At 66.7% G+C, this 20262-nt stretch carries 17 protein-coding genes and 1 tRNA gene; 10 read left to right on the plus strand and 8 right to left on the minus strand.

Translation table 11 applies throughout. The features are described from left to right. Positions 1–12 precede the first annotated feature (12 nt). Entirely contained in the window at positions 13–891 is an 879-nt protein-coding gene (locus ABE485_RS13015) for an SMP-30/gluconolactonase/LRE family protein (protein WP_346515707.1), read from the minus strand. 8 nt (positions 892–899) lie between these two features. Next, positions 900–1739, minus strand: a complete 840-nt coding sequence (locus ABE485_RS13020; protein ID WP_346515708.1) for an NAD-dependent epimerase/dehydratase family protein — start codon at positions 1737–1739, stop codon at positions 900–902. A gap of 129 nt (positions 1740–1868) precedes the next feature. Here ABE485_RS13020 and ABE485_RS13025 point away from each other — a divergent pair, with 129 nt between their 5' ends. The 3 genes from ABE485_RS13025 (at position 1869) to ABE485_RS13035 (ending at position 5822) form a co-directional block, all read left to right on the plus strand. Beyond that, on the plus strand, positions 1869–2597 hold the full coding sequence (locus ABE485_RS13025; RefSeq protein WP_346515709.1) for a FadR/GntR family transcriptional regulator: 729 nt from the start codon (positions 1869–1871) through the stop codon (positions 2595–2597). Between the two features lie 216 nt (positions 2598–2813). Continuing rightward, positions 2814–4709, plus strand: coding sequence for an LTA synthase family protein (locus ABE485_RS13030; protein WP_346515710.1), 1896 nt, complete (start codon positions 2814–2816; stop codon positions 4707–4709). 204 nt (positions 4710–4913) lie between these two features. Next, positions 4914–5822 carry an acyltransferase gene (locus tag ABE485_RS13035; protein WP_430795422.1) on the plus strand — a complete coding sequence of 303 codons (909 nt, stop codon included), beginning with the start codon at positions 4914–4916 and terminating at the stop codon, positions 5820–5822. A 25-nt stretch (positions 5823–5847) separates the two neighbouring features. Here ABE485_RS13035 and fahA read toward each other — a convergent pair whose 3' ends face one another. Together fahA and hmgA are read right to left on the minus strand one after the other, a co-directional pair. Continuing rightward, positions 5848–7167 (minus strand): fumarylacetoacetase, encoded by a 1320-nt coding sequence (gene fahA / locus ABE485_RS13040; RefSeq protein WP_346515712.1) that lies wholly within the window; start codon positions 7165–7167, stop codon positions 5848–5850. 132 nt (positions 7168–7299) lie between these two features. After that, the gene (gene hmgA / locus ABE485_RS13045; RefSeq protein WP_346515713.1) at positions 7300–8598 is read right to left on the minus strand and encodes a homogentisate 1,2-dioxygenase; all 1299 of its coding nucleotides are present in this window, start codon (positions 8596–8598) and stop codon (positions 7300–7302) included. Between the two features lie 170 nt (positions 8599–8768). Between hmgA and ABE485_RS13050 the strand changes: the two genes are divergently transcribed. Continuing rightward, a complete protein-coding gene (locus ABE485_RS13050; protein ID WP_346515714.1) occupies positions 8769–9677 on the plus strand; it encodes a LysR family transcriptional regulator in 909 nt (302 codons plus the stop codon). 4 nt (positions 9678–9681) lie between these two features. On the opposite strand, the gene ABE485_RS13055 is transcribed toward ABE485_RS13050, so the two are convergent. The 4 genes from ABE485_RS13055 to mutM form a co-directional block, all read right to left on the minus strand. Further along, a complete protein-coding gene (locus tag ABE485_RS13055) occupies positions 9682–9882 on the minus strand; it encodes a DUF2783 domain-containing protein (protein WP_346515715.1) in 201 nt (66 codons plus the stop codon). A 19-nt stretch (positions 9883–9901) separates the two neighbouring features. Continuing rightward, positions 9902–11581 carry an FAD-dependent oxidoreductase gene (locus tag ABE485_RS13060; protein WP_346515716.1) on the minus strand — a complete coding sequence of 560 codons (1680 nt, stop codon included), beginning with the start codon at positions 11579–11581 and terminating at the stop codon, positions 9902–9904. A 111-nt stretch (positions 11582–11692) separates the two neighbouring features. Further along, complete coding sequence (locus ABE485_RS13065; protein ID WP_346515717.1) at positions 11693–12646, minus strand: MBL fold metallo-hydrolase; 954 nt, start codon at positions 12644–12646, stop codon at positions 11693–11695. Positions 12647–12763: 117 nt separating this feature from the next. Further along, a complete protein-coding gene (mutM, locus tag ABE485_RS13070) occupies positions 12764–13591 on the minus strand; it encodes a bifunctional DNA-formamidopyrimidine glycosylase/DNA-(apurinic or apyrimidinic site) lyase (RefSeq protein WP_346515718.1) in 828 nt (275 codons plus the stop codon). Here mutM and ABE485_RS13075 point away from each other — a divergent pair. From ABE485_RS13075 to ABE485_RS13100, 6 genes are all read left to right on the plus strand, one after another. Beyond that, positions 13590–15476, plus strand: coding sequence for a tetratricopeptide repeat protein (locus ABE485_RS13075; RefSeq protein ID WP_346515719.1), 1887 nt, complete (start codon positions 13590–13592; stop codon positions 15474–15476). The two genes, mutM and ABE485_RS13075, sit on opposite strands and share 2 nt — an antisense overlap. Before the next feature lie 38 nt (positions 15477–15514). Beyond that, positions 15515–16075, plus strand: coding sequence for a lipoprotein insertase outer membrane protein LolB (gene lolB / locus ABE485_RS13080; RefSeq protein ID WP_346515740.1), 561 nt, complete (start codon positions 15515–15517; stop codon positions 16073–16075). Positions 16076–16285: 210 nt separating this feature from the next. Next, entirely contained in the window at positions 16286–17884 is a 1599-nt protein-coding gene (locus tag ABE485_RS13085) for a methyl-accepting chemotaxis protein (protein ID WP_346515720.1), read from the plus strand. An 84-nt stretch (positions 17885–17968) separates the two neighbouring features. After that, positions 17969–18919, plus strand: coding sequence for a 4-(cytidine 5'-diphospho)-2-C-methyl-D-erythritol kinase (ispE, locus tag ABE485_RS13090; RefSeq protein ID WP_346515721.1), 951 nt, complete (start codon positions 17969–17971; stop codon positions 18917–18919). Position 18920: 1 nt separating this feature from the next. Beyond that, positions 18921–18997, plus strand: a tRNA-Gln gene (locus tag ABE485_RS13095). A gap of 184 nt (positions 18998–19181) precedes the next feature. Next, a complete protein-coding gene (locus ABE485_RS13100) occupies positions 19182–20132 on the plus strand; it encodes a ribose-phosphate pyrophosphokinase (protein ID WP_006227587.1) in 951 nt (316 codons plus the stop codon). Positions 20133–20262: the final 130 nt, after the last annotated feature.

A 20262-nucleotide genomic window follows, 5' to 3' on the forward strand; every position in this document is an offset into this window, starting at 1 on the left:
GCCGATCGGGTGCTAACCGGCGCTGGCGGTTTCCTCCAGGCCCTGCGCGCCGGGGCGCAGGGCGAATACCCCGCCGTCCGGCGAGCCGGGAGCGGCGTTCGCGGGACGGATCGAGGTGACCAGGAGCGTGTCCATGCCCGCGCCGCCGAAGGCGCACATGGCGACCTTGGCGGCGGGCACGTCCAGCGTGCGGTCCAGGCGGCCGTCCGGGGTGTATCGATACACCTTGCCGGCATCGTTGCCGCAGATCCAGTAGCAGCCGTCCGTGTCCACGGCGGCGCCGTCCGGACGGCCGGCGGGCAGGGCGTCGATGAAGCGGCGGCGATTGCCCGGGACGCCCGCGCCGGTGTCGTAGTCGAAAGCCCAGACCGATGCGCGCGACGGGTGCGAGTCCGACAGATACATGGTGCGGCCGTCGGGGCTGAATCCCAGGCCGTTGGGCACGATCAGGCCGTCCAGCAGGACGGACATGCCGTGCGCGTCATGGCGGTACAGCACGCCCTTGGGCGAGGCCAGGCCCATGTCCATGACCATGGTGCCCGCCACGAACCGGCCCTGCCGGTCGCAGCGGCCATCGTTAAAGCGCATGCCGGGCGCGGCGTGCGTCACGGCGGCCAGCGGCCGCGGAACGCATTCCTGGTCCGTCAGCAAGGCGTCGCAGGCGTAGAGGCCGTCTTCCATCGCCAGCAGCCAGCCGTCGCCCCGCAGTGCGATGCTGCCTGCCATCTGGGGCAGCGTCCATTGCGCGAAGGCGCCGGTCGCGGGCGTCCAGCGCCAGAGCGTCCTGCCGGGAATGTCGGTCCAGTAGAACGCCTGGTCGGCGCGGCGCCAGACGGGGCTTTCTCCCACGCCGCACAACATTGTTCCTATGCGTTCGGCGGTCTTGGACATGGGAAGCTTCAGGCCTTCGGGAAGGGGCAAGGACCGGCCTTGACGAAGGCGCCGCCCTGATAGCGCGCCGCGGGATCGTCGGCGGGCAGCGGCGCCTGCGCTTCGACCTGCGCGCGAAAGCGTTCGGACGAATCCTTGGGGGCGAAGCCCAGCACGGCTGCGCCGCGGTTGTCCCACCAGCTGTCGCGGTTGGCCGAGGCGCCGTACACGATGAGGTGGCCGACGTCCGGTGTGAACAGGGACCGCAGGACCAGGTCGGTCAGGTCGTCATGGCTGAGCCAGGTGACCATCATGCGGCGGTCCTTGGGTTCGGGAAACGAGGATCCGATGCGCAGGCAGACGGTCTGGATGCCGTAGCGGTCAAAGTAGAAGCGCGACAGGTTTTCGCCGTAGGCCTTGCTCAGGCCGTAGTAGCCGTCGGGCCGCAGCGGCACGTCCGCATCCAGCGTCCGGCCCTGCTCGTAGAAGCCGATGACATGGTTGGAACTGGCGAACACGATGCGCTTTACGCCGTGCAGGCGGGCCGCTTCGTAGACGTTGTAGACGCCCTGGATGTTGGCGGGCAGGATTTCCTCGAAAGGCCGTTCCACGGACACGCCGCCCAGATGCACAATGGCGTCCACGCCGCGCACCAGTTCGGAAACCGCGGGGGCATCGGCCAGATTGCAGGGGACGACCTCTTCGCCTTGCCCGGCGGCGGCCATGGGGGCCACATCCGAGACGCGCAGGATGTCCGCGTGGTCCTTCAGGCGCGGACGCAGCACCAGGCCCAGGTTGCCGGCGGCGCCGGTCAATAACAAGCGATGACAGCGGGAAGATGCAGGCATGTTGTTGACAGCTCGGCTCATGACGCAACGCTCTGTAAATGGCGCGGTGGAGTGGACTTGGCTGGTACGTTATCGTACAACTGGTGCAAAGTATAATGAGCGCCAAAATTCAGCGTCAAGCTCTGCCCAACCGCCTTCGGATAATCCCTGATGAACGCTCCTGTCGATACCCCCGTCTTGCCGCAGCGTCGTCCCCGGAACCTGGCCCAGGGCCTGGTCGAAAACATTTCCGAACGCATCCGCGGCGGAGAGATCCGCCCCGGCGACAAGCTGCCGACCGAATCCGAAATCATGCGTCAGTTCGGCGTAAGCCGGACCGTCGTGCGCGAGGCGCTGTCGCGCTTGCAGGCGTCGGGCCTTGTCGAGACGCATCATGGCGTCGGCACGTATGCGCTGGAGCCCAGCGGCGGCGGCGACTTCCGGGTGGACCCGGCCGACATCGGCACGGTGCGCGATGTCCTGGTCCTGCTGGAACTGCGCATCTGCCTTGAAAGCGAGGCCGCGGGGCTGGCGGCCATCCGCCGCAGCGAGACGCAGCTGCAGGAGATGCGCCGCGCGCTCGACGCATTCAAGCATGCGCTGGACAGCGACGGCGACACCATTACTCCCGACTTCCAGTTCCATCTGCTGGTGGCGCAATCCACCGACAACCGTTATTTCGCGGACCTGATGTCGCACCTGGGTTCGGCCATCATTCCCCGCACCCGCATCAACTCGGCCAAGTTCGCGCACGAAGACCGTGCGGCGTATCTGGCGCGCGTGAACCTCGAGCACGAGGACATCTACAGCGCCATCACCCGGCAGGACGCCGAAGCCGCGCGCGCCGCGATGCGCACGCACCTGAGCAACAGCCGCGAGCGCCTGCGCCGGGCCCAGTAGGCGAGGGGCGCGCCTGTCGCGCCCGCAGGATTTTGTCACATGTGATGTCGTACAACGTTTGAGTTAAAGCGCCTGGCGCCGGCCGGGGCTGAAACCGCGTTACTCTTGGCCCGTTTCAATTTTTGGTCATCGAGGCGGCATGGTTCTGCTTGGCACACACGGCGGCATATCTTCATCAACAGGGCAGGCGGCATTCCTGGCAAGGAGGGCGTCGGCATGCGTCGCCTGACTCTCCGGTTCATCGTCGCCATCCTGGCCCTGCTGACGCTGTCGCGGCTGGGACTCGCCTTCTGGATGTGGGACCGCGTGCAGGCCGCCGGCGGCCTGGGGCCGCTCCTGCTGGGCGGACTGCGCATCGACGTGTGCCTGCTGTCGATGGTGATCGCGCTGCCCGCCGTGCTTTCGCCCTGGTTCGGGCACAGGCCGCTCGCCGCGCGCATCACGGCATGGTGGTTCCGCGTGTGGTGGATGCTGTACGTACTGCTGGAAGTCTCGACGCCGCAGTTCATCGCCGAATACGACACGCGTCCGAATCGCCTTTACTTCATCTACCTGCTCAATCCGAAGGAAGTCGGCTCGATGCTGTGGCAGGGCTACAAGGGGGTGCTGCTGGCCGCCTTTGTGGTGCTGGTGGTCGCGGCCTGGCTGGCGGTGAAACTGTTCCCGACCGGCAAGCGCGATCCGTTCATGGGGTGGTGGAAGCGGCCCGTTGCGTCCTTCGTGATCCTGGCGCTGGTGTTCCTGGGCGCGCGCGGCACGCTGGAGCACCGGCCGATCAATCCCGCGAAGGTGGCTTTCAGCTCGGACTCGATGGTGAACGCGCTGGCGCTCAACTCGCTGTACAGCGTGTTCGACGCGGCGTATCGCATGCGCGACGAGCGGTCATCGGCCGCGATGTACCCGAAGATGGCGGTGGACGAGATGAACGCCATCGTGCGCGAGAAGGCGGGCATGTCGGGGCCGCCGATGGACCCGCGCCTGCCCAGCCTGCACGAGCAGAAGGCGACGGTGCGGCGGGACAAGCCGCTGAACGTGGTGATCATCCTGCAGGAAAGCCTGGGGGCCCAGTACGTGGGCAGCCTGGGCGGCCGCGACCTGACGCCGAATATCGACCGCCTGGCCAAGGACGGCTGGATGTTCCATCGCGCCTATGCCACCGGCACGCGTTCGGTGCGCGGCATCGAAGCGGTGACGGCGGGCTTCCTGCCCAGCGTGGCGGATGCGGTGGTCAAGCTGCCGCGCTCGCAGACGGGGTTCTTCACGCTGGCGCAGCTGCTGGGCAAGCACGGCTACCACTCGCGCTTCGTGTATGGCGGGGAATCGCATTTCGACAACATGCGCGCGTTCTTCCTGGGCAACGGATTCGACGAAATCGTGGACCGTCCCAAATTCGTGGATCCCGTCTTCGAAGGATCGTGGGGCGCGTCGGACGAAGACATGTTTAACCAGGTAGACCGGCTGCTGCGCGCCGACGGCGACAAGCCGGTGTTCACACTGGCGTTTTCCGTGACCAACCATTCGCCCTGGGAATATCCGGAAGGCCGCATCCAGCCGGTGGGCGAACCGGCGTCGGTGGACAACACGGTGCGCTACGCCGACTGGGCCCTGGGCCAGTTCTTCGACAAGGCGCGCAAGGCACCCTACTGGGACAACACGGTGTTCCTGGTCATCGCGGACCACGATTCGCGCGTCTACGGGTCCATTCCCGTGCCGGTGCGGCACTTCCAGATTCCCGCGCTGATCCTGGGCGCCGGCATCGCGCCGCGGCAGGACGAGCGCCTGGTCAGCCAGATCGACATGGCGCCGACGCTGCTGTCGCTGATCGGGTTGGACAACGTGAACCCGATGCTGGGCGTGGACCTGACGCAGCGGGATCCGAACCGCGCGATGATGCAGTACGCGGACAACTTCGGCTATCTGCGGGGAGACCAGCTGCTGGTGCTGGAGCCGTCCAAGCCGCCCAGGCAGTTCCGCTACGAGGCGGCGCCGGTGGGACGCGACGAAGTCTATGCGCCGGTCGAACCGGCCGACCCGACGCTGACGCAAGAGGCGCTGGCGCACGCGCTGTGGGCAAGCTGGGCCTATCGGGAAGAGAAGTACCGGCTACCCTGACGCCGCCGGGCCTGCGGCCCGGCGAGGCAGCCGGTGGCAAGCCGGCCGCCTTGATCCTGCTCAAGCCGTTTTCCGCGGTCCGATAGCACACTGGCGGCCATGACATCGCCGAATCCTTCCACCGGAGCCCCCCGCGCCGCTCCCGCGGCCCTATCCAGCGCGCACGACAGCGCGCCGCAGCCGCGGCGGCGCCTGGCGATTCCCGTGCCGCGCGGGCGGCTCGCATGGGTCACCGGCGTCTTCAGTTCGGTCTGGCTGGCCGCGAACACGCTGTTCTGGTGCCTGCTGCTGTTCCCGCTGTCGCTGCTGAAGCTGGCGCTGCCGTTCGCCGCGGTCAGGCGGCGTGTCGATCCGGTGCTCAACGGCATCGCCACGGCATGGGTGTCGTGCAATTGCGGCTGGTTCGTGCGCATCCAGCCGCAGGCCTGGGACATTCAAGGCAATAAAGACCTGCGCTACGCGGATTGGTACCTGGTCAACTGCAACCACCAGTCGTGGGTGGACATCTTCGTGCTGCAGTATTCGCTGAACCGGCGCATTCCGCTGCTGAAGTTCTTCCTCAAGCAGCAGCTCATCTACGTGCCCGTGATCGGGCTGGCATGGTGGGCGCTGGACTTTCCCTTCATGAAGCGGCACGGCAAGGCCGCGCTGCGCAAGAATCCGGACCTCGGCCGCCAGGACCAGGAAGCGGCGCGGCGCGCGTGCGCGAAGTTTTCACTGGTGCCGACCAGTGTGATGGTGTTTGCCGAAGGCACCCGCTTTTCCGAGGCCAAGCGCGCCTCGCAAGGGTCGCCCTACCGCCACCTGCTCAAGCCCAAGGCGGGCGGCCTGGCCGTGTCGCTGAACGCGATGGGCGAGCGGTTTCGTTCGATGATCGACGTCACGATCGCGTATCCCGACGGTGCGCCCAGCTTCTGGGACTTCGCCTGCGGGCGCACGGGCCGGGTAGTGGTGCGCATGCGCCAGTTGCCGGTGCCGCCGGCCTTTTGCGAGGCCGACTACACCCGCGACAAGGCCTTCCGCACCACATTCCATCAGTGGCTGGGCCAGCAGTGGCAGGCCAAGGACGACGAGATCGACGCCCTGGTCGCGCGGGGAAAATCCACCAGGTAGCCGGCGGACTTTCCGTTTCCGCGGATCAGGCGCGCGCCGGCAGCACGACGCCGGAGCACTCCCCGAAGCCGATCCGCGGGTAGCCGGCTTTCGCGCATTCGGCGCGGATGATGATCTGGTCGCCATCCTGCAGGAAGGTGCGCTTTTCGCCCCACGGCAGGTCGATCGGCGCCTTGCCGCCATTGCTCAGTTCCAGCAGCGAGCCCGCTTCCGAGGGGCGCGGGCCGGACAGCGTGCCGGTGCCCAGCATATCCCCGGGCTGCAGGTTGCAGCCGTTCACCGTGTGGTGCGTGATCAGCTGCGCGACATTCCAGTAGGCGTCGCGGAAATTGCTGCTCGACAGCGAGACGGGCGGCTCGCTGGCGGCGCGGGATTTCTCGGTGGTCATCAGCACTTCCATCTGCACGTCGAAGGCGCCCTTGGCGCGATTCGCGTCGGAAGCCAGGTAGGCCAGCGGCTGCGGTTCGCCGGCGCCGCGGTTCCATTGCGTGCGGAAGGGTTCCAGCGCTTCCATGGTGACGATCCACGGAGAGATCGTCGACGCGAAATTCTTGGACAGGAAGGGGCCTAGCGGCTGGTATTCCCAGGCCTGGATGTCGCGCGCCGACCAGTCGTTCAGGATGCAAAGGCCAAACACATGCGATTCCGCGTCGGCCAGGGCGATGCGGTCGCCTTGCGCATTGCCGGTGCCCACGAAGATGCCCAGTTCCAACTCATAGTCCAGACGCGCGCAGGGGCCGAACTGCGGCGCCTCGCCTTCGTTGGCCGGCTTGGTCTGGCCGACGGGGCGCGGGAATTTCTGGTCGACGCCGATGCTGGAGGCGCGGCCGTGGTAGCCGATGGGCACCCACTTGTAGTTGGGCAGCAGGGGATTGTCGGGACGGAACTGCTTGCCCACGGCGGTGGCGTGATGCACCGAGATGTAGAAGTCGGTGTAGTCGCCGATGCGCGCGGGCGTCGTGTATTCGGCGTCCGCCTGCGGCACCAGCAGCGGCTCGACGACGTCGCGCAACGCGGCGCCTTCGCGCAAGGCGCGCGACAGGGCCAGGCGCAGGGCGCTCCAGTGTGGCTGGCCCAGGGCCATCAGCGCGTTCAGGCTGTCGGTGGCGCAAGCGGCCAGCGCGTCGGCGGCCAGGCCTTCGAAAGGCTGCTTGCCCGCCAGCGCGGCCAGGTCCAGGATCTGGTCGCCGATCGCCACGCCGGGGCGGAAGGACTCCTGAGAACCCTTGCGGCGGAACGACGCATAGGGCAGGTTCTGCACGGGGAAATCCGACGTGTCCGCATTGGCGCTGGCGATCCAGCTCTTCAGGGACGGGTCGTGGGTTTCGTTGATCGTGGTGGTCATGGCTGCGTGTCTCTGTCAGTGTGTTTATGAGGGGCCGGCCGGCGGACGGGGCGGCGCGCCGGATGAATCAAATGCCAAGCGGCGATGAGCTTGCGCTCATCGCCGCGGGCGTGGAAAGCAAGCGCTTTCGCGTCACGCCTTCTTGGGATCGAAATGCTTGGCGATGCCCTGCCAGCACCGGTAGTAGTCGCCCTGCAATTCTACCGAGGCCAGCGCCTGCTCGGTCGGGCGGATGACGCGGCGGGTTTCGAACATGAACGCCATCGTGTCGCGGATGTAGTGCGCCTTGCTGGTGTCCGCGTGCGAGGCCTTTTCGAAGGTTTCGGCGTCGGGGCCGTGGCCGCTCATGCAGTTGTGCAGGCTGGCGCCGCCGGGCGCGAAGCCGTCGGCCTTGGCGTCGTACACGCCCTGGATCAGGCCCATGAACTCGCTGGCGATGTTGCGGTGGAACCAGGGCGGACGGAAGGTGTTTTCCATGGCCAGGATGCGCGGCGGGAAGATCGCGAAGTCCATGTTGGCCGTGCCCGGGGTGTCCGACGGCGCGGTCAGCACCGTGAAGATCGACGGATCGGGATGGTCGTAGCTGATCGAGCCGATGGTGTTGAAGTTGCGCAGGTCGTACTTGTAGGGCGCGTGCGTGCCGTGCCAGGCCACCACGTTCAGCGGCGAATGATCGATCGAGGCGCGCCAGAAGCCGCCGGTGAACTTGGCGATCAGTTCGAAGTCGCCGTCCACGTCTTCATACCAGGCCACGGGCGTCTTGAAGTCGCGGGCGTTGGCCAGGCAGTTCGAGCCGATGGGGCCCAGTTCCGGCAGGCGCAGGGCCGCGCCGAAGTTCTCGAGCATGTAGCCGCGCGCGGCGCCGTCCAGCAATTCCACGCGGAAACGCACGCCGCGCGGGATGACCGCGATCTCCAGCGGCGCGAGGTCGATCAGGCCGAGTTCGGTCGCCAGGCGCAGGCGGCCTTCCTGGGGGACCAGCAGCAGTTCGCCGTCGGCGTTGTAGAAGTAGCGGCCCTGCATCGACCGGTTGGCCGCATACAGGTGGATGCCCACGCCGCCCTGTTCGTCGGGGCCGCCGTTGCCGCCCCAGGTCTTCACGCCTTCCAGGAAATCCGTGGGGGCGGTGGGGATGGGCATCGGGCTCCAGCGCAGCTGGTTCGGCGTGACCGGGCCGTGGCCGAACGTGCTGAGCCAGCCGGCGGCGCCTTCAAAGGGTTCGAAGGGCTTGTGCTGGGCGCCGGGACGGATCCGGTAAAGCCAGGAGCGGCGGTTCTCGGTGCGCGGGGCGGTGAAGGCGGTGCCGGACAGCTGTTCGGCGTACAGGCCATAGGGGCATTGCTGCGGCGAGTTGCGGCCCAGCGGCAGGGCGCCGGGCAGGGCCTCGGTCGCGCATTCGTTGCCGAAGCCGGTCTGATAGTGCAGTTCCATGGAATCCTCCTGGGCGGCGGCGCGGTGCATTGCCGCGCTGTCTGGTCTGGTTGTGGGCTGACCGGGCATGTTCCCGAGCCGATACGCCATTGTCGGAAAAAATCCCTGTTGCGGCTACGGGAATGCAAAAATACAGACTATAAATTTTGTGAATAGTAGGGGCGGAACCGATGGCCGATCTGCGCGATGTGGACCTGAACCTGTTGCTGCTCTTCCAGCACCTGCTGGAAGACCGCAACCTGTCGGCGGTGGCCCGCCGGATGGACCTGACGCAGCCGGCCGTCAGCAATGCGCTGCGCCGCCTGCGGGTGGCGTTCGGGGACGAACTCTTCGTGCGCACCGGCCAGGGCATGCTGCCCACGCCCCGGGCCCAGCGCCTGGCGGGGCCGGTCAGCGAGGCGCTGGGGCTGCTGTCGCAGGCGCTGCGGGACCAGGACGCCTTCGATGCCGCCACCAGCAGCCGGCGCTTTCGCGTGGCCATGACGGACGTGGGCGAAATCCACTTCATGCCCCGCCTGATGGAAGTCTGCGCCCAGCGGGCGCCCCTGGTGCGTATCGATTCGGTGCGGGTGCTGGGGCCGGACCTGCCGCGGGAAATGGAGGCGGGCAGGGTGGATCTGGCGATCGGCGCGTTCGACGAGATGGGGGCGGGCACGCTGCAGCGCATGCTGTTCCGCCAGGGCTACGCGACCCTGTTCCGCCAGGCCCATCCCACCGCCCACGCGGGCATGGGCATCAAGGCCTTTCGTGCGGAGCGCCACCTGATCGTGTCGCGCGCGGCGCCCTACGGGCAGGTCAACCAGTCGATGGAGCGGGCGGGCGTCGACCTGTCCGAACACTTCAGCGTGCCGCACTTTTCGGCGGTGCCCTACATCGTGAGCGCAACCGATTTGCTGGCCACGGTGCCGGAGAAGCTGGCCGCCAGCGCGGCGGCGCCGTTCGGCCTGCGCTTCATGACGCCGCCGCTGAAGGTGCCTGCGCTGCAGACAAACATGTACTGGCAGCGCAGGGTGGACCGCGACGGCGGCAACCAGTGGCTGCGCGCGCTGATCGTGAACGCCTTCGCGGTCGGGGCCTAGGGACTCAGCCGGCCTGGACCACCGACGCGCGCGCGTGCAGCAGGGCTTCCTTCAGCACGGCCGTGTCGCCCAGGTGATTGGCCAGCAGCAGGATCAGCGCCGCATTCAGCTCCTGGCTCTGCTCGTTGCTCAGGTCGCGGTGGGCGTCGATCAGCGCTTCATAGAAGTCATCCGGCGAGCCCAGGTTGGTTTCGGTGATAAGCATGGTGGAGTGACCTCGGATTTCAGGCGCGGCCCGTGGCGCGGTTGACCGCCGCGGCGACGGCATCGGTGTTGACGGCGCGCCAGCGCGCGGCGATGTGCTGGTCGGGACGGATCAGGTAGGCCGTGCCGGGTTGCGCGTCGTAGCGCTTGGCAAGGCAGCCTTCGCTGTCCCGGACCACGGCCAGCTCCGCCGGCATTGCCGACAGGTCGCACTGCGCGCCGGCCACCAGCACGGCTTTCACCGGCACCGGCGCCATGCGCAGGGCTTGCAGCGCCTGCAGCGTTTCCTGGCCGGGCAGCGCGTCCGCGCAGAACAGCGCCAGCACGAACTCGCCGTCCAGTTGCGACAGCCACCAGCCCGGTTCGCCGCGGACCTGGACCGGCGCGTCCAGCGCCACCGCGCCCGGCGTCATGCGGCCCGCGAACGCGTCCGTGTCCGGGGTGTTCAGCGGCGAGCCCGAGTACGTCGCGGGCAGCGACAGCCGGCCGCTGTTGACCAGGGAGCGCGCGAAGGGGTGGTCCTTGGCCAGGTTCAGCACGGCGTTGCGGAAGCTGCGGCTGATGTCGCTCTTGGGCGTGATGAAATCGGTGGCCCGCGACGAGTTCAGGATGTTCTCGTCGGCCGCGAATTCGCGCTCGGCGCCATAGCTGTCGATCAGCGCGTCGGGCGCAAGGCCGGCCAGCACGAGCTTGAGCTTCCAGGCCAGGTTCTCGGCGTCCTGCACGCCGCTGTTGGCGCCGCGGGCGCCAAAGGGCGATACGCGGTGGGCGGAGTCGCCCGCGAACACGATGCGTCCATGCCGGAACTTGTCCATGCGTTCGCACGCGAAGGTGTAGACGCTGACCCATTCCAGCTCGAATTGCGCGTCCGGCCCCAGCAGCGCGCGGATCCGCGGCAGCACGTTTTCGGGCTTGACGGCCTCGAGGGGGTCGGCGTTCCAGCCCAGCTGGAAATCGATGCGCCAGACATTGTCCGGCTGCCGGTGCAGCAGCACGGACTGGTTCGGGTGGAAGGGCGGGTCGAACCAGAACCAGCGTTCGGCCGGGAAATCCGCCGTCATCTTGACGTCGGCGATGAGGAACCGGTCGCGGAAGATGCGGCCGTGGCTTTCCTGGCCGATCAGCTTGCGCACGGGCGAGCGCGCGCCGTCGCAGGCGATCAGCCAGTCCGCATGCAGTTGATAGGGGCCTTCCGGCGTTTCGATCGTCAGGGTCACGCCGTCGTCGCCCTGCATGACGCCGGCGACCTTGTTCTTCCAGCGCAGCTCGATGTTCGGCTGCTGGAGCGCCTGTTCGTACAGGTAGCCTTCGGCGTAGTACTGCTGCAGATTGATGAAGGCGGGGCGGCGATGGCCGGGTTCGGGCAGGAGGTCGAAGCGCCAGACTTCCTGTTCGCGGAAGAACACTTTGCCCACGTTCCACGACACGCCCTTGTCGATCATGCGCTGGCCCACGCCCAGGCGGTCCCAGATTTCCAGCGTGCGCTTGGAAAAGCAGATGGCGCGCGATCCGGTGGACAGGCGGTAGTCGTCGTCCAGCACCACCACATGCACGCCCTGGCGCGCCAGGTCCAGCGCCGTGGTCAGGCCGACGGGGCCGGCGCCTACCACCACGACCTGATGCCGCGCGGGTTCGCCGGCGGTCTGGTCGGAATGCTTTTCATAGGCGAACTCCATCGCCTGAAAGTCGATGTCTCCCACGGTTGTCTCCTGTGTGGGTCATTTTTTTATTTATGCGGACACGCGTCGCCGCGGGGGCGCGCGTGTCCGGTTCTTGCCGGTCGGGGCGGGGCCGTCATCGCGGCCCGGGGATCAGCCTTCCAGCTGGGCCCACATTTCCAGGTCGCGCTTGTCGGTCCAGATGCGCGGGTGGGTGTAGCCGGTGGCCTCGTCATAGGCGCGCGACACGTCGAATGGCATGCAGTGGTCGAAGATCACCCAGTCGCTGTAGCGCGGCTTCATGAAGTCGTAGACCTCGCGATAGATGGTCTTCAGGTCCTTGCCTTCGGCCACGCCGCGGTTCACGGCGCCGTACAGGTCGGTGAGGAAGGCGCGCGTGCCGGCCAGGCCCTGGCGGACTTCGGTGGCGTTCTTCAGCGCGGGGCCGCGGCCGGGCACCATCTTCTCGGCCTCGAAGCCTGCCAGCGCGTCCAGCGTGGTGGGCCAGTCGCGGAAGTACGCGTCGCCGCAGTAGGGGGTGGACTGGTACTCGACCAGGTCGCCCGCGAAAAGGATCTTCTGTTCGGGCAGCCAGGCGATGGTGTCGCCCTTCGTGTGGCCGCGGCCCACCTGCAGCAGCTTGACTTCCAGATTGCCCAGGTTGACCGTCATTTCGCCCTTGAACGTCATCGTCGGCCAGACCAGGCCCGGCGGAATCGACTCGGCGTTGCGGAACAGGCGGGGGAAGCGGCCGATCTCGCTGGCCTTGTCCTGCTCGCCGCGTTCGGCGATCAGGTCGTAGGTGTCGCGGCTGGCAAGGATTTCCTGGGCGTTGTAGGCCGAGGCGCCGAACACGCGCACCGCGTGGTAGTGCGACAGCAGGATGTACTTGATGGGCTTGTCGGTGACTTCGCGGATGCGGCGGATCACGTCCTGCGCCATGACCGGGGTGGCCTGGGTGTCGATCACCATGACGGCCTCGTCGCCGATGATCACGCCCGTGTTGGGATCGCCTTCGGCCGTGTAGGCATAGGCGTTGTCGGACAGCTTTTCGAACGAGACGACCTTGTCGTCCAGGTCCGCGTGCGAGGCGAATTGCTTGCTCATGGGAGGCTCCTTCCACTTTTATAGGAATAGGGTGTGGAAGGAATATAGTCCCGCGTTAGTGTTTATGCAATACGTTTGCTATAAACGAATTCCCTTGTATCGGTGCGGTTTTCGGGGTCAGTTCCGCTGGCATTTCGGGCAGTAATAGGTGGCCCGCTGCCCCTGCACGAACCGGCGGATCGGGGTGGCGCAGACCCGGCACGGCAGGCCCTCGCGTTCATACACCGCCGCATGGATCTCGAAATAGGCGCCCGGCTCGCCGGTCGCGCCCACGTAATCTCTCAGCGTGCTGCCGCCCGAGGTCAGGGCGTCGGCCAGCGTCGCGCGCACCATGTCCGCCAGCCGGTCGCATCGGGCCGCAGACAGCTTGTTCGCCGGCGTCTTGGGATTGATGCGCGCCCGGAACAGGCTTTCCGATGCGTAGATGTTGCCCACGCCCACCACCGCCATGCCGGCCAGCAGCACCTGCTTGACCGCCGCCGAGTGGTTCTTGAAATGCCGGTGCAGCCAGGCGCCGTCAAAGCGCGGATCGAAAGGTTCGATGCCCAGCTTGGCTAGCAGCGGGTGCGCGTCGATGGGACCATCGGCGCCGGAATGCCACAACACCGCGCCGAAGCGGCGGGGATCATGCAGGCGCAGCACCGCATCGTCGAAGATCCATTCGACGTGGTCGTGCTTGCGCAGGAATTCACCGGGCGCGACGCTGCGCAGGGACCCCGACATGCCCAGATGCACGATCTGGGTGCCGTGCTCGAAGCGCAGCAGCAGGTATTTGCCGCGGCGCGCGCATTCCAGCACGGTGCGTCCGCCCACCAGGGACGGCAGTTCGGCCGGAATGGGCCAGCGCATGCGGGGTTCGTGGACGACCAGTCGCGTGAGCGTCCGGCCGGTGATGACGGCGTCGATTCCTCGGCGCGTGGTTTCGACTTCGGGCAGTTCCGGCATGAGCCAGTGTAAGATCATCAATTGCGTGTACGAAGATTGTGCCATCAACCGGACGGGCCGCGTGAAGTCGTCTTTCAAACAAATGAATATCGGGATTGCCGCGTTGGGGCTTGCGCTGGCAGCAATAATGGTCCCGCCGGCCCAGGCCGCCGACAGCCGGACGCGCGACGCGACGGGGCCTCGGATGGCTCCGCAAAGCCGTCAGCCCGAAACAGAGGTCATACGCTTGCGCCCGGGGCAACTGCCCTACGTGTCGCTGACCGCCGACATTTTCTACCGGGTGCTGGCCTCCGAAATCGCCGCCCAGCGCGGCATGTACGGCACGGCCGCCACCACCATGGTCGGCTTGGCCCGCGACACGGGTGATCCGCGCCTGGCCCGCCGCGGCCTGGAATTCCAGCTTGCCGGCGGCAACCTGCCCGGCGCGCTCGAGGCAGCGCGCGTCTGGGCGCGTCTGGCTCCCAACGATATCGAAGCCAGTTCCACCGAACTCGCGCTGGCCGCGGCCAATGGCCAGACCAAGGGCCTGGCCCAGGCGCTGCGTACCCGCATCGACTCCTCGCGCGACAAGCCGGCGGCCATCGGCCAGGCGCTTGCCGTCCTGAGCCGCCTGAACGACCGCCGCCTGGCGCTGCGCATTCTCGACGAATCCCTGAGCGACAGCGTGCGCAAGCTGCCTGCCGCCCATCTGGCGCTGGCCGACGTGGCTTCGGCCGCCGGCGACTACGAGCGCGCCGCGCAGGAATCGCGCGCCGCCCTGGCCGCCGACCCCCGCTCCGAAGGCGCGGCCCAGCGCGTGCTGGAATACGGCTCGCGGGTGGACCCCAAGCGCGCGCAATCCGAGGCGCGGTCCTTCATCAATCGCAATCCCGGCGCCCGCAAGGTGCGCCTGATGCTGGCCGGCCAATTGGCCGACAGCGGCGACTATGACGGCGCCCTGGCGGAACTGCAGGCCATGTCGCGCCGTTCCCCCGAAGACTTCGACCTGCTCTTCATGCAGGCGCAGTTGGCGTACAAGTCGGGCCAGCTGCCGCAGGCCAAGGCGCTGCTCCAGCAATACCTCGACGTCCAGAACCAGCGCCAGCGGGCCACCGTGCCGGGCGCGACCGACGCCGGCGCCGCCGCCGCCGATGCCCACGTGCTGCTGGCCCGCATCGCCGAGGACCAGGGGCACTACGACGAAGCCATCACGGAACTCGGTCGCATCGACGACCCGACGCTGCGCTATTCGGTCCGCATGCGCCAGGCCGCCTTGCGCGCCAAGAGCGGACGCGTGGACGACGCGCTGGCCATGATCGATGCGTCGGGTCCGCAGGACGAAGAAGAGCGCACGCTGGGCGTGCTGACCAAGGCGCAGATCCTGCGCGACGCCGATCGCGTGGGGCAGGCGGTTTCCGTGCTGGAAGCCGCCGACCAGGCGCTGCCGGACACGGTCGAAATCAAATACGAACTGGCCATGCTGTACGAACGCCAGAATCGCCTTGCCGACCTGGAGCGCATGCTGCGCCAGGTCATCGCGCTGGATCCGGACCACGCCCACGCGTACAACGCCCTGGGCTACACGCTGGCCGACCACAACCAGCGCCTGCCCGAGGCCCTGGACCTGATCACGCAGGCGCTGGAGCTCTCGCCCAACGATCCGTTCATCCTGGATAGCATGGGCTGGGTCAAGTTCCGCATGGGCGACGCCACCGCCGCCGCCGACTACCTGCGGCGCGCGTACAGCGTGCGCCCGGAAGCCGACATCGCGGCGCACCTGGCCGAGGTGCTCTGGAGCCAGGGCAAGCGCGACCAGGCCACCGACCTGCTGCGCGCCGCCCTGCAGAAGGATCCCGGGAACAAGACCGTCCTGGACGTCGTGAAGCGCCTGGGGGTCGGCCTGTGACGGCAGCCTTGCGCAGCCTGCGCGACGCGGCCTCCTGCATGCGCTGGGCCTTGCTGGCGCTGCTGGCCTTCACGCTGGCAGCCTGCACGTCGCTGCCCAAGCCGATCGAAGGCGCCGGCGCCGATGCGTTTTCCCGCATCGGACGCTTCGCCATCACCGTCAACGAAGAAAGCGGCAAGCAGAATGCCGTGCAGGGCGGCTTTTCCTGGTCGGACGACGGCCGGCGCTACATCCTGGACCTGACCAATCCCTTGGGGTCCACCGAAGCCCGCGTCGAAGGGCGGCCTGGTGCCGCCAGCCTGACCAAGGCCGACGGCACCCGCCTGGTGGCCGACAATCCCGATGCGCTGGCCGAAGACGCCCTGGGCAGCAGCATGCCGGTGTCCGGCCTGCGTGACTGGCTGCGGGGCAAGCTGCCGGCCGATCCGCAGGCCACCGAGGTCACGCGCGATGAGCTGGGCCGGCCCACGGCCTTCGAGCAGGGCGGGTGGCGGGCGCGGCTTTCGCGCTACGACGCCCTGGGCCCGCAACTGCTGGTGCTGGAGCGCCAGGAGCCGGGCCGCCGCATCGTGGTGCGGCTGGTCGTCAATCAATCTTGACCCGACCGCGCGGCAGGACTGTCGCGCGGGCATATTCGGGTTAACCCTTATCACATTGCGCGCTTTTCAATCAAGCAAGTAAACGCCGCAAATCCGGCTCTGTTACGGCTTGAAATATATTGACTTGATTGAATAATTCTCCCTGCGGCCCGGGAACGGGTCGCCATGCGGGGGCGATGATCGTCCGCCGCCGCCCTTACGGAGAATGCCATGTTCAGGAACACACGCATCGCGACGGTGCTATTGGGAATCATCGCGATATTTTTCACCTTCCAGCTGCTCATCGGCGGCATGGGCTTCGTCGCCCTGCGGCAAACCAACCAGGATGTTGCGCAGCTGTATCGCCTGTCGGCGCAGCAGGTCAATGCGGTGAACTCCGCGTCGCTGTCGCTGGTCGCCGCGCGCACCGACCTCAGCCGGTTTGCGACCCGCGTCGCGCAGGGCAGCGCCAGCGACACGACGTCGCTGCAGCAGGCGCGCCAGCGCATCGTGGCGGCTGATCGCGCATTCCAGGGATACACCGGCGGGCTGTCCGCCGAAGAAAAGGCGGAGTCCGCCGCCCTGATCGACGCCTACACCAAGTTCAGCGCCAATCTGCAGAGCGTGGGCAGGGTGCTGGAAGCCGGCGACATGGAGGCCTATTTCAAGCAGGGCACCCAGCAGGTGCAGGAGCGGCTGGTGGCCGAGCGCGATGCCTTCATCCAGCGCGCGGAAGGGACGGGGCAGGCCGTCATGGAAGAAATCTCCATGTTCCACACCCTGTTCAGCTCGCTGCTGGCCGGGATCCTGGCGCTGGGCCTGTTGATGGCCGTTGGCGCGCACGTGCTGATCCGCCGCATGATCGTGCGCCCACTCCTGGAGGCCGGGGAGGTCTTCCGCCGCATCGCCGAAGGCGACCTGACGCGCCGCGTGGCGGACCGCGGCCGCAACGAAATCGGCGCGCTGCTTGCCGCGCTCAAGGGCATGCAGGACAGCTTGGTGCGCACCGTGTCGGCCGTGCGCCTCGGGGTGGACGAAATCAACGTGGGCGCGCGCGAGATCTCTTCCGGCAACACCGATCTTTCCAGCCGCACCGAAGAGCAGGCCGCGTCGCTCGAGGAAACCGCGGCCAGCATGGAAGAGCTGGCCACGACCGTGAAGCAGAATGCCGACACCGCGCGCGAAGCCAACCGCATGGTGGCCGCGTCGGAAGCGGTCGCGCAGCGCGGCGGCCAGGCCGTGTCCAGCGTGGTCGAAACGATGCGCGCGATTTCCGGCAGCTCTTCGCGCATCGCGGATATCGTTGGCGTGATTGACGGCATCGCGTTCCAGACCAACATCCTGGCGCTCAACGCGGCCGTGGAAGCGGCGCGCGCCGGCGAGCAGGGCAAGGGCTTTGCCGTCGTGGCCAGCGAAGTGCGCACGCTGGCCCAGCGCAGCGCCGCCGCGGCCAAGGAAATCAAGCAGCTCATCGAGGACTCCGCACAGAAGGTCGGCGTGGGCTCCGAGCAAGTAGAGAATGCGGGCGCCACGATGCGCGAGATCGTCGAATCCGTGCAGCGCGTCACCAGCCTGATGGGCGAGATCTCGGCCGCATCCGAGGAGCAGGCCACCGGCATCGACCAGGTCAACCGCGCGGTGTCGCAAATGGACAGCGTGACGCAGCAGAACGCCGCCCTGGTGGAAGAGGCTGCCGCCGCAGCCGGCGCGCTGGAAGAGCAGGCGCGCCAGTTGGCCAATGCGGTGTCGGTATTCAAGCTGCCCGACGGGCAGGTGATCGATGCGCCTGCCGCAAGGCTTGGTGCGGGTGTCACGCTCCAGCTCGCGTAATCCGCGAAAGCCCCTGCCGGTGCGGCGCGTCGACAGGGGGCCGTCTGGCTAGAATGTGGGATTCCCTCGCTTCGGTTGTCTTTCGTGGCCCTTTACGACGTTCCCGCTCCCGCCAAGGTGAATCTCTTCCTGCATGTGGTGGGCCGCCGCGCCGACGGCTATCACCTGCTGCAGACCGTCTTTCGCTTCATCGACCTGTGCGACACGCTGCATTTCGATGCGCGCGCGGATGGGGTCATCAGCAGGGCGGTTGAGCTGCCCGGGGTGCCCGAAGATCAGGACCTGACGGTGCGCGCCGCGCGCGCCCTGCAGCAGGCCACCGGCACGCGCCAGGGCGCCCAGATCCATCTTGAAAAACGCATCCCGCAAGGCGGCGGGCTGGGCGGAGGATCGAGCGACGCGGCCTCGGTGCTGATCGCCCTGAACAAGCTGTGGGGAACCGGGCTGTCGCGCCGCGAGCTCATGGCCCTGGCGTTGCCGCTGGGGGCGGACGTGCCGGTTTTCGTCTTCGGCCAGTCGGCGTTCGCGCAGGGAATCGGCGAAGACCTCACGGCGGTGACGCTGCCGGAGCGCGCCTATCTGGTGGCGCAACCCGACGCGAGCGTGCCGACTGTTGGAATATTTTCAGCACCCGATTTGACAAGGGATTCTTCTTACATCACAATAGCGGACTTTCTTGCTTCGCAAACATTTTTGCCCAGCGAGCTGGTCGGAAAAACCCGAATCGGGGAAGTCCAGACTGAGCTTTACGGAAGAAATGATTTGGAGCCGGTAGTCTTCCGCCTTTACCCAGAAGTGCTTGGGGCATCGCGGTGGCTTGCTGAACAGGGTTTGACTGTTCGCATGTCGGGATCTGGTGCGTGTTTATTCGCCGAGTTTTCCGAATTATCGAAAGCCGTTTTGGCAGAAGCAGAAATTACCGCTATAATGCGCGGCGCTGATAAAACATTCAGCCAAACGCATCCACGGTTTCGGTTAGTGCAGGCATGTACTGGGTTAGCTGAACATCCGTTGCGGAATTGGATTGCAAGATAGTTGGGGAGTCGCCAAGCTGGTTAAGGCACCGGATTTTGATTCCGGCATGCGAAGGTTCGAATCCTTCCTCCCCAGCCAACCGAATACATAAAAAAGCTGTTGAACACGCCTGTAAGACACTGGCCCGGGTTCAGCAGCTTTTTTATTTTCCGGTCCAGGCGCAGGTTGTCAGACCCGGGTTGTCAGGCCCAAGTTGTGCATCACCATGCGGCACCTCGCATCACCTCGTTAGTGTCTTAAAACGACCATCGCATCATCCATCATGGCAAACGATAGCTTCATGATTTTCACGGGCACCGCCAACACTCGGCTGGCCGTGGACGTAGTCAACCACCTCGATATGTCCCTGGGAAAGATGACCGTCGGTCGCTTCTCGGACGGCGAAGTGATGGTCGAGATCAACGAGAACGTGCGCGGCAAGGACGTCTTCGTCCTGCAGCCCACCTGTGCACCCACCAACGACAACCTGATGGAAATCATGGTGATGGTCGATGCCCTGCGCCGTGCGTCGGCCGGCCGCATCACCGCCGCGATTCCCTACTTCGGCTATGCCCGCCAGGACCGCCGTCCGCGCTCGGCGCGCGTGGCGATCTCGGCCAAGGTCGTCGCCAACATGCTGCAGGTCGCCGGCGTTGACCGCGTCCTGACCATGGACTTGCACGCCGACCAGATCCAGGGCTTTTTCGACATCCCCGTGGACAACATCTACGCCGGTCCGATCCTGCTGGGCGACATCTGGCGCCGCAATTTCTCGAACCTGGTCGTTGTTTCCCCGGACATCGGCGGCGTGGTTCGCGCCCGCGCGCTGGCCAAGCAGCTCGAAGCCGACCTGGCCATCATCGACAAGCGCCGTCCGCGCGCCAACGTGTCGGAAGTGATGAACATCATCGGTGAAGTCGACGGCCGCACCTGCATCATCATGGACGACATGGTCGACACCGCCGGCACGCTGTGCAAGGCGGCCCAGGCCCTGAAGGACCGCGGCGCCGGCGCCGTTTACGCCTATTGCACGCACCCCGTGCTGTCGGGCGGCGCCATCGACCGCATCGAAGCATCGGAACTCGACGAACTCGTCGTCACCGACACCATTCCGCTCTCCGAGCAAGGCCAGGCCAGCGGCAAGATCCGCCAGCTGTCGTGCGCCGCGCTGCTGGGCGAGACCATCCTGCGTATTTCCAACGCCGAATCGGTCAGCTCGCTGTTCGTCGACTGACGCACATGCGTTGATCGGGCTCCCGCCCGACATTCCCGTTTTTTGCGCCTTGCTGGTCGCGGCAAGGCGCAATCAAACACGGCGTGCGTTTTGCGCGCCGTGCATTTAACCGGTGAAGTCTCTTCACCTT

Source organism: Achromobacter spanius (assembly GCF_039673305.1).
GTDB lineage: Bacteria > Pseudomonadota > Gammaproteobacteria > Burkholderiales > Burkholderiaceae_B > Achromobacter > Achromobacter spanius_F.

What these genes read in the sequence shown, in the direction of transcription:
- ABE485_RS13015 (WP_346515707.1), bottom strand. Translation starts at nt 891, where the DNA reads ATGTCCAAGACCGCCGAACGCATAGGAACAATGTTGTGCGGCGTGGGA.
- ABE485_RS13020 (WP_346515708.1), bottom strand. Translation starts at nt 1,739, where the DNA reads ATGAGCCGAGCTGTCAACAACATGCCTGCATCTTCCCGCTGTCATCGC.
- ABE485_RS13025 (WP_346515709.1), top strand. Translation starts at nt 1,869, where the DNA reads ATGAACGCTCCTGTCGATACCCCCGTCTTGCCGCAGCGTCGTCCCCGG.
- ABE485_RS13030 (WP_346515710.1), top strand. Translation starts at nt 2,814, where the DNA reads ATGCGTCGCCTGACTCTCCGGTTCATCGTCGCCATCCTGGCCCTGCTG.
- fahA (WP_346515712.1), bottom strand. Translation starts at nt 7,167, where the DNA reads ATGACCACCACGATCAACGAAACCCACGACCCGTCCCTGAAGAGCTGG.
- hmgA (WP_346515713.1), bottom strand. Translation starts at nt 8,598, where the DNA reads ATGGAACTGCACTATCAGACCGGCTTCGGCAACGAATGCGCGACCGAG.
- ABE485_RS13050 (WP_346515714.1), top strand. Translation starts at nt 8,769, where the DNA reads ATGGCCGATCTGCGCGATGTGGACCTGAACCTGTTGCTGCTCTTCCAG.
- ABE485_RS13055 (WP_346515715.1), bottom strand. Translation starts at nt 9,882, where the DNA reads ATGCTTATCACCGAAACCAACCTGGGCTCGCCGGATGACTTCTATGAA.
- ABE485_RS13065 (WP_346515717.1), bottom strand. Translation starts at nt 12,646, where the DNA reads ATGAGCAAGCAATTCGCCTCGCACGCGGACCTGGACGACAAGGTCGTC.
- ABE485_RS13075 (WP_346515719.1), top strand. Translation starts at nt 13,590, where the DNA reads ATGAGCCAGTGTAAGATCATCAATTGCGTGTACGAAGATTGTGCCATC.
- mutM (WP_346515718.1), bottom strand. Translation starts at nt 13,591, where the DNA reads ATGCCGGAACTGCCCGAAGTCGAAACCACGCGCCGAGGAATCGACGCC.
- lolB (WP_346515740.1), top strand. Translation starts at nt 15,515, where the DNA reads ATGCGCTGGGCCTTGCTGGCGCTGCTGGCCTTCACGCTGGCAGCCTGC.
- ABE485_RS13085 (WP_346515720.1), top strand. Translation starts at nt 16,286, where the DNA reads ATGTTCAGGAACACACGCATCGCGACGGTGCTATTGGGAATCATCGCG.
- ABE485_RS13100 (WP_006227587.1), top strand. Translation starts at nt 19,182, where the DNA reads ATGGCAAACGATAGCTTCATGATTTTCACGGGCACCGCCAACACTCGG.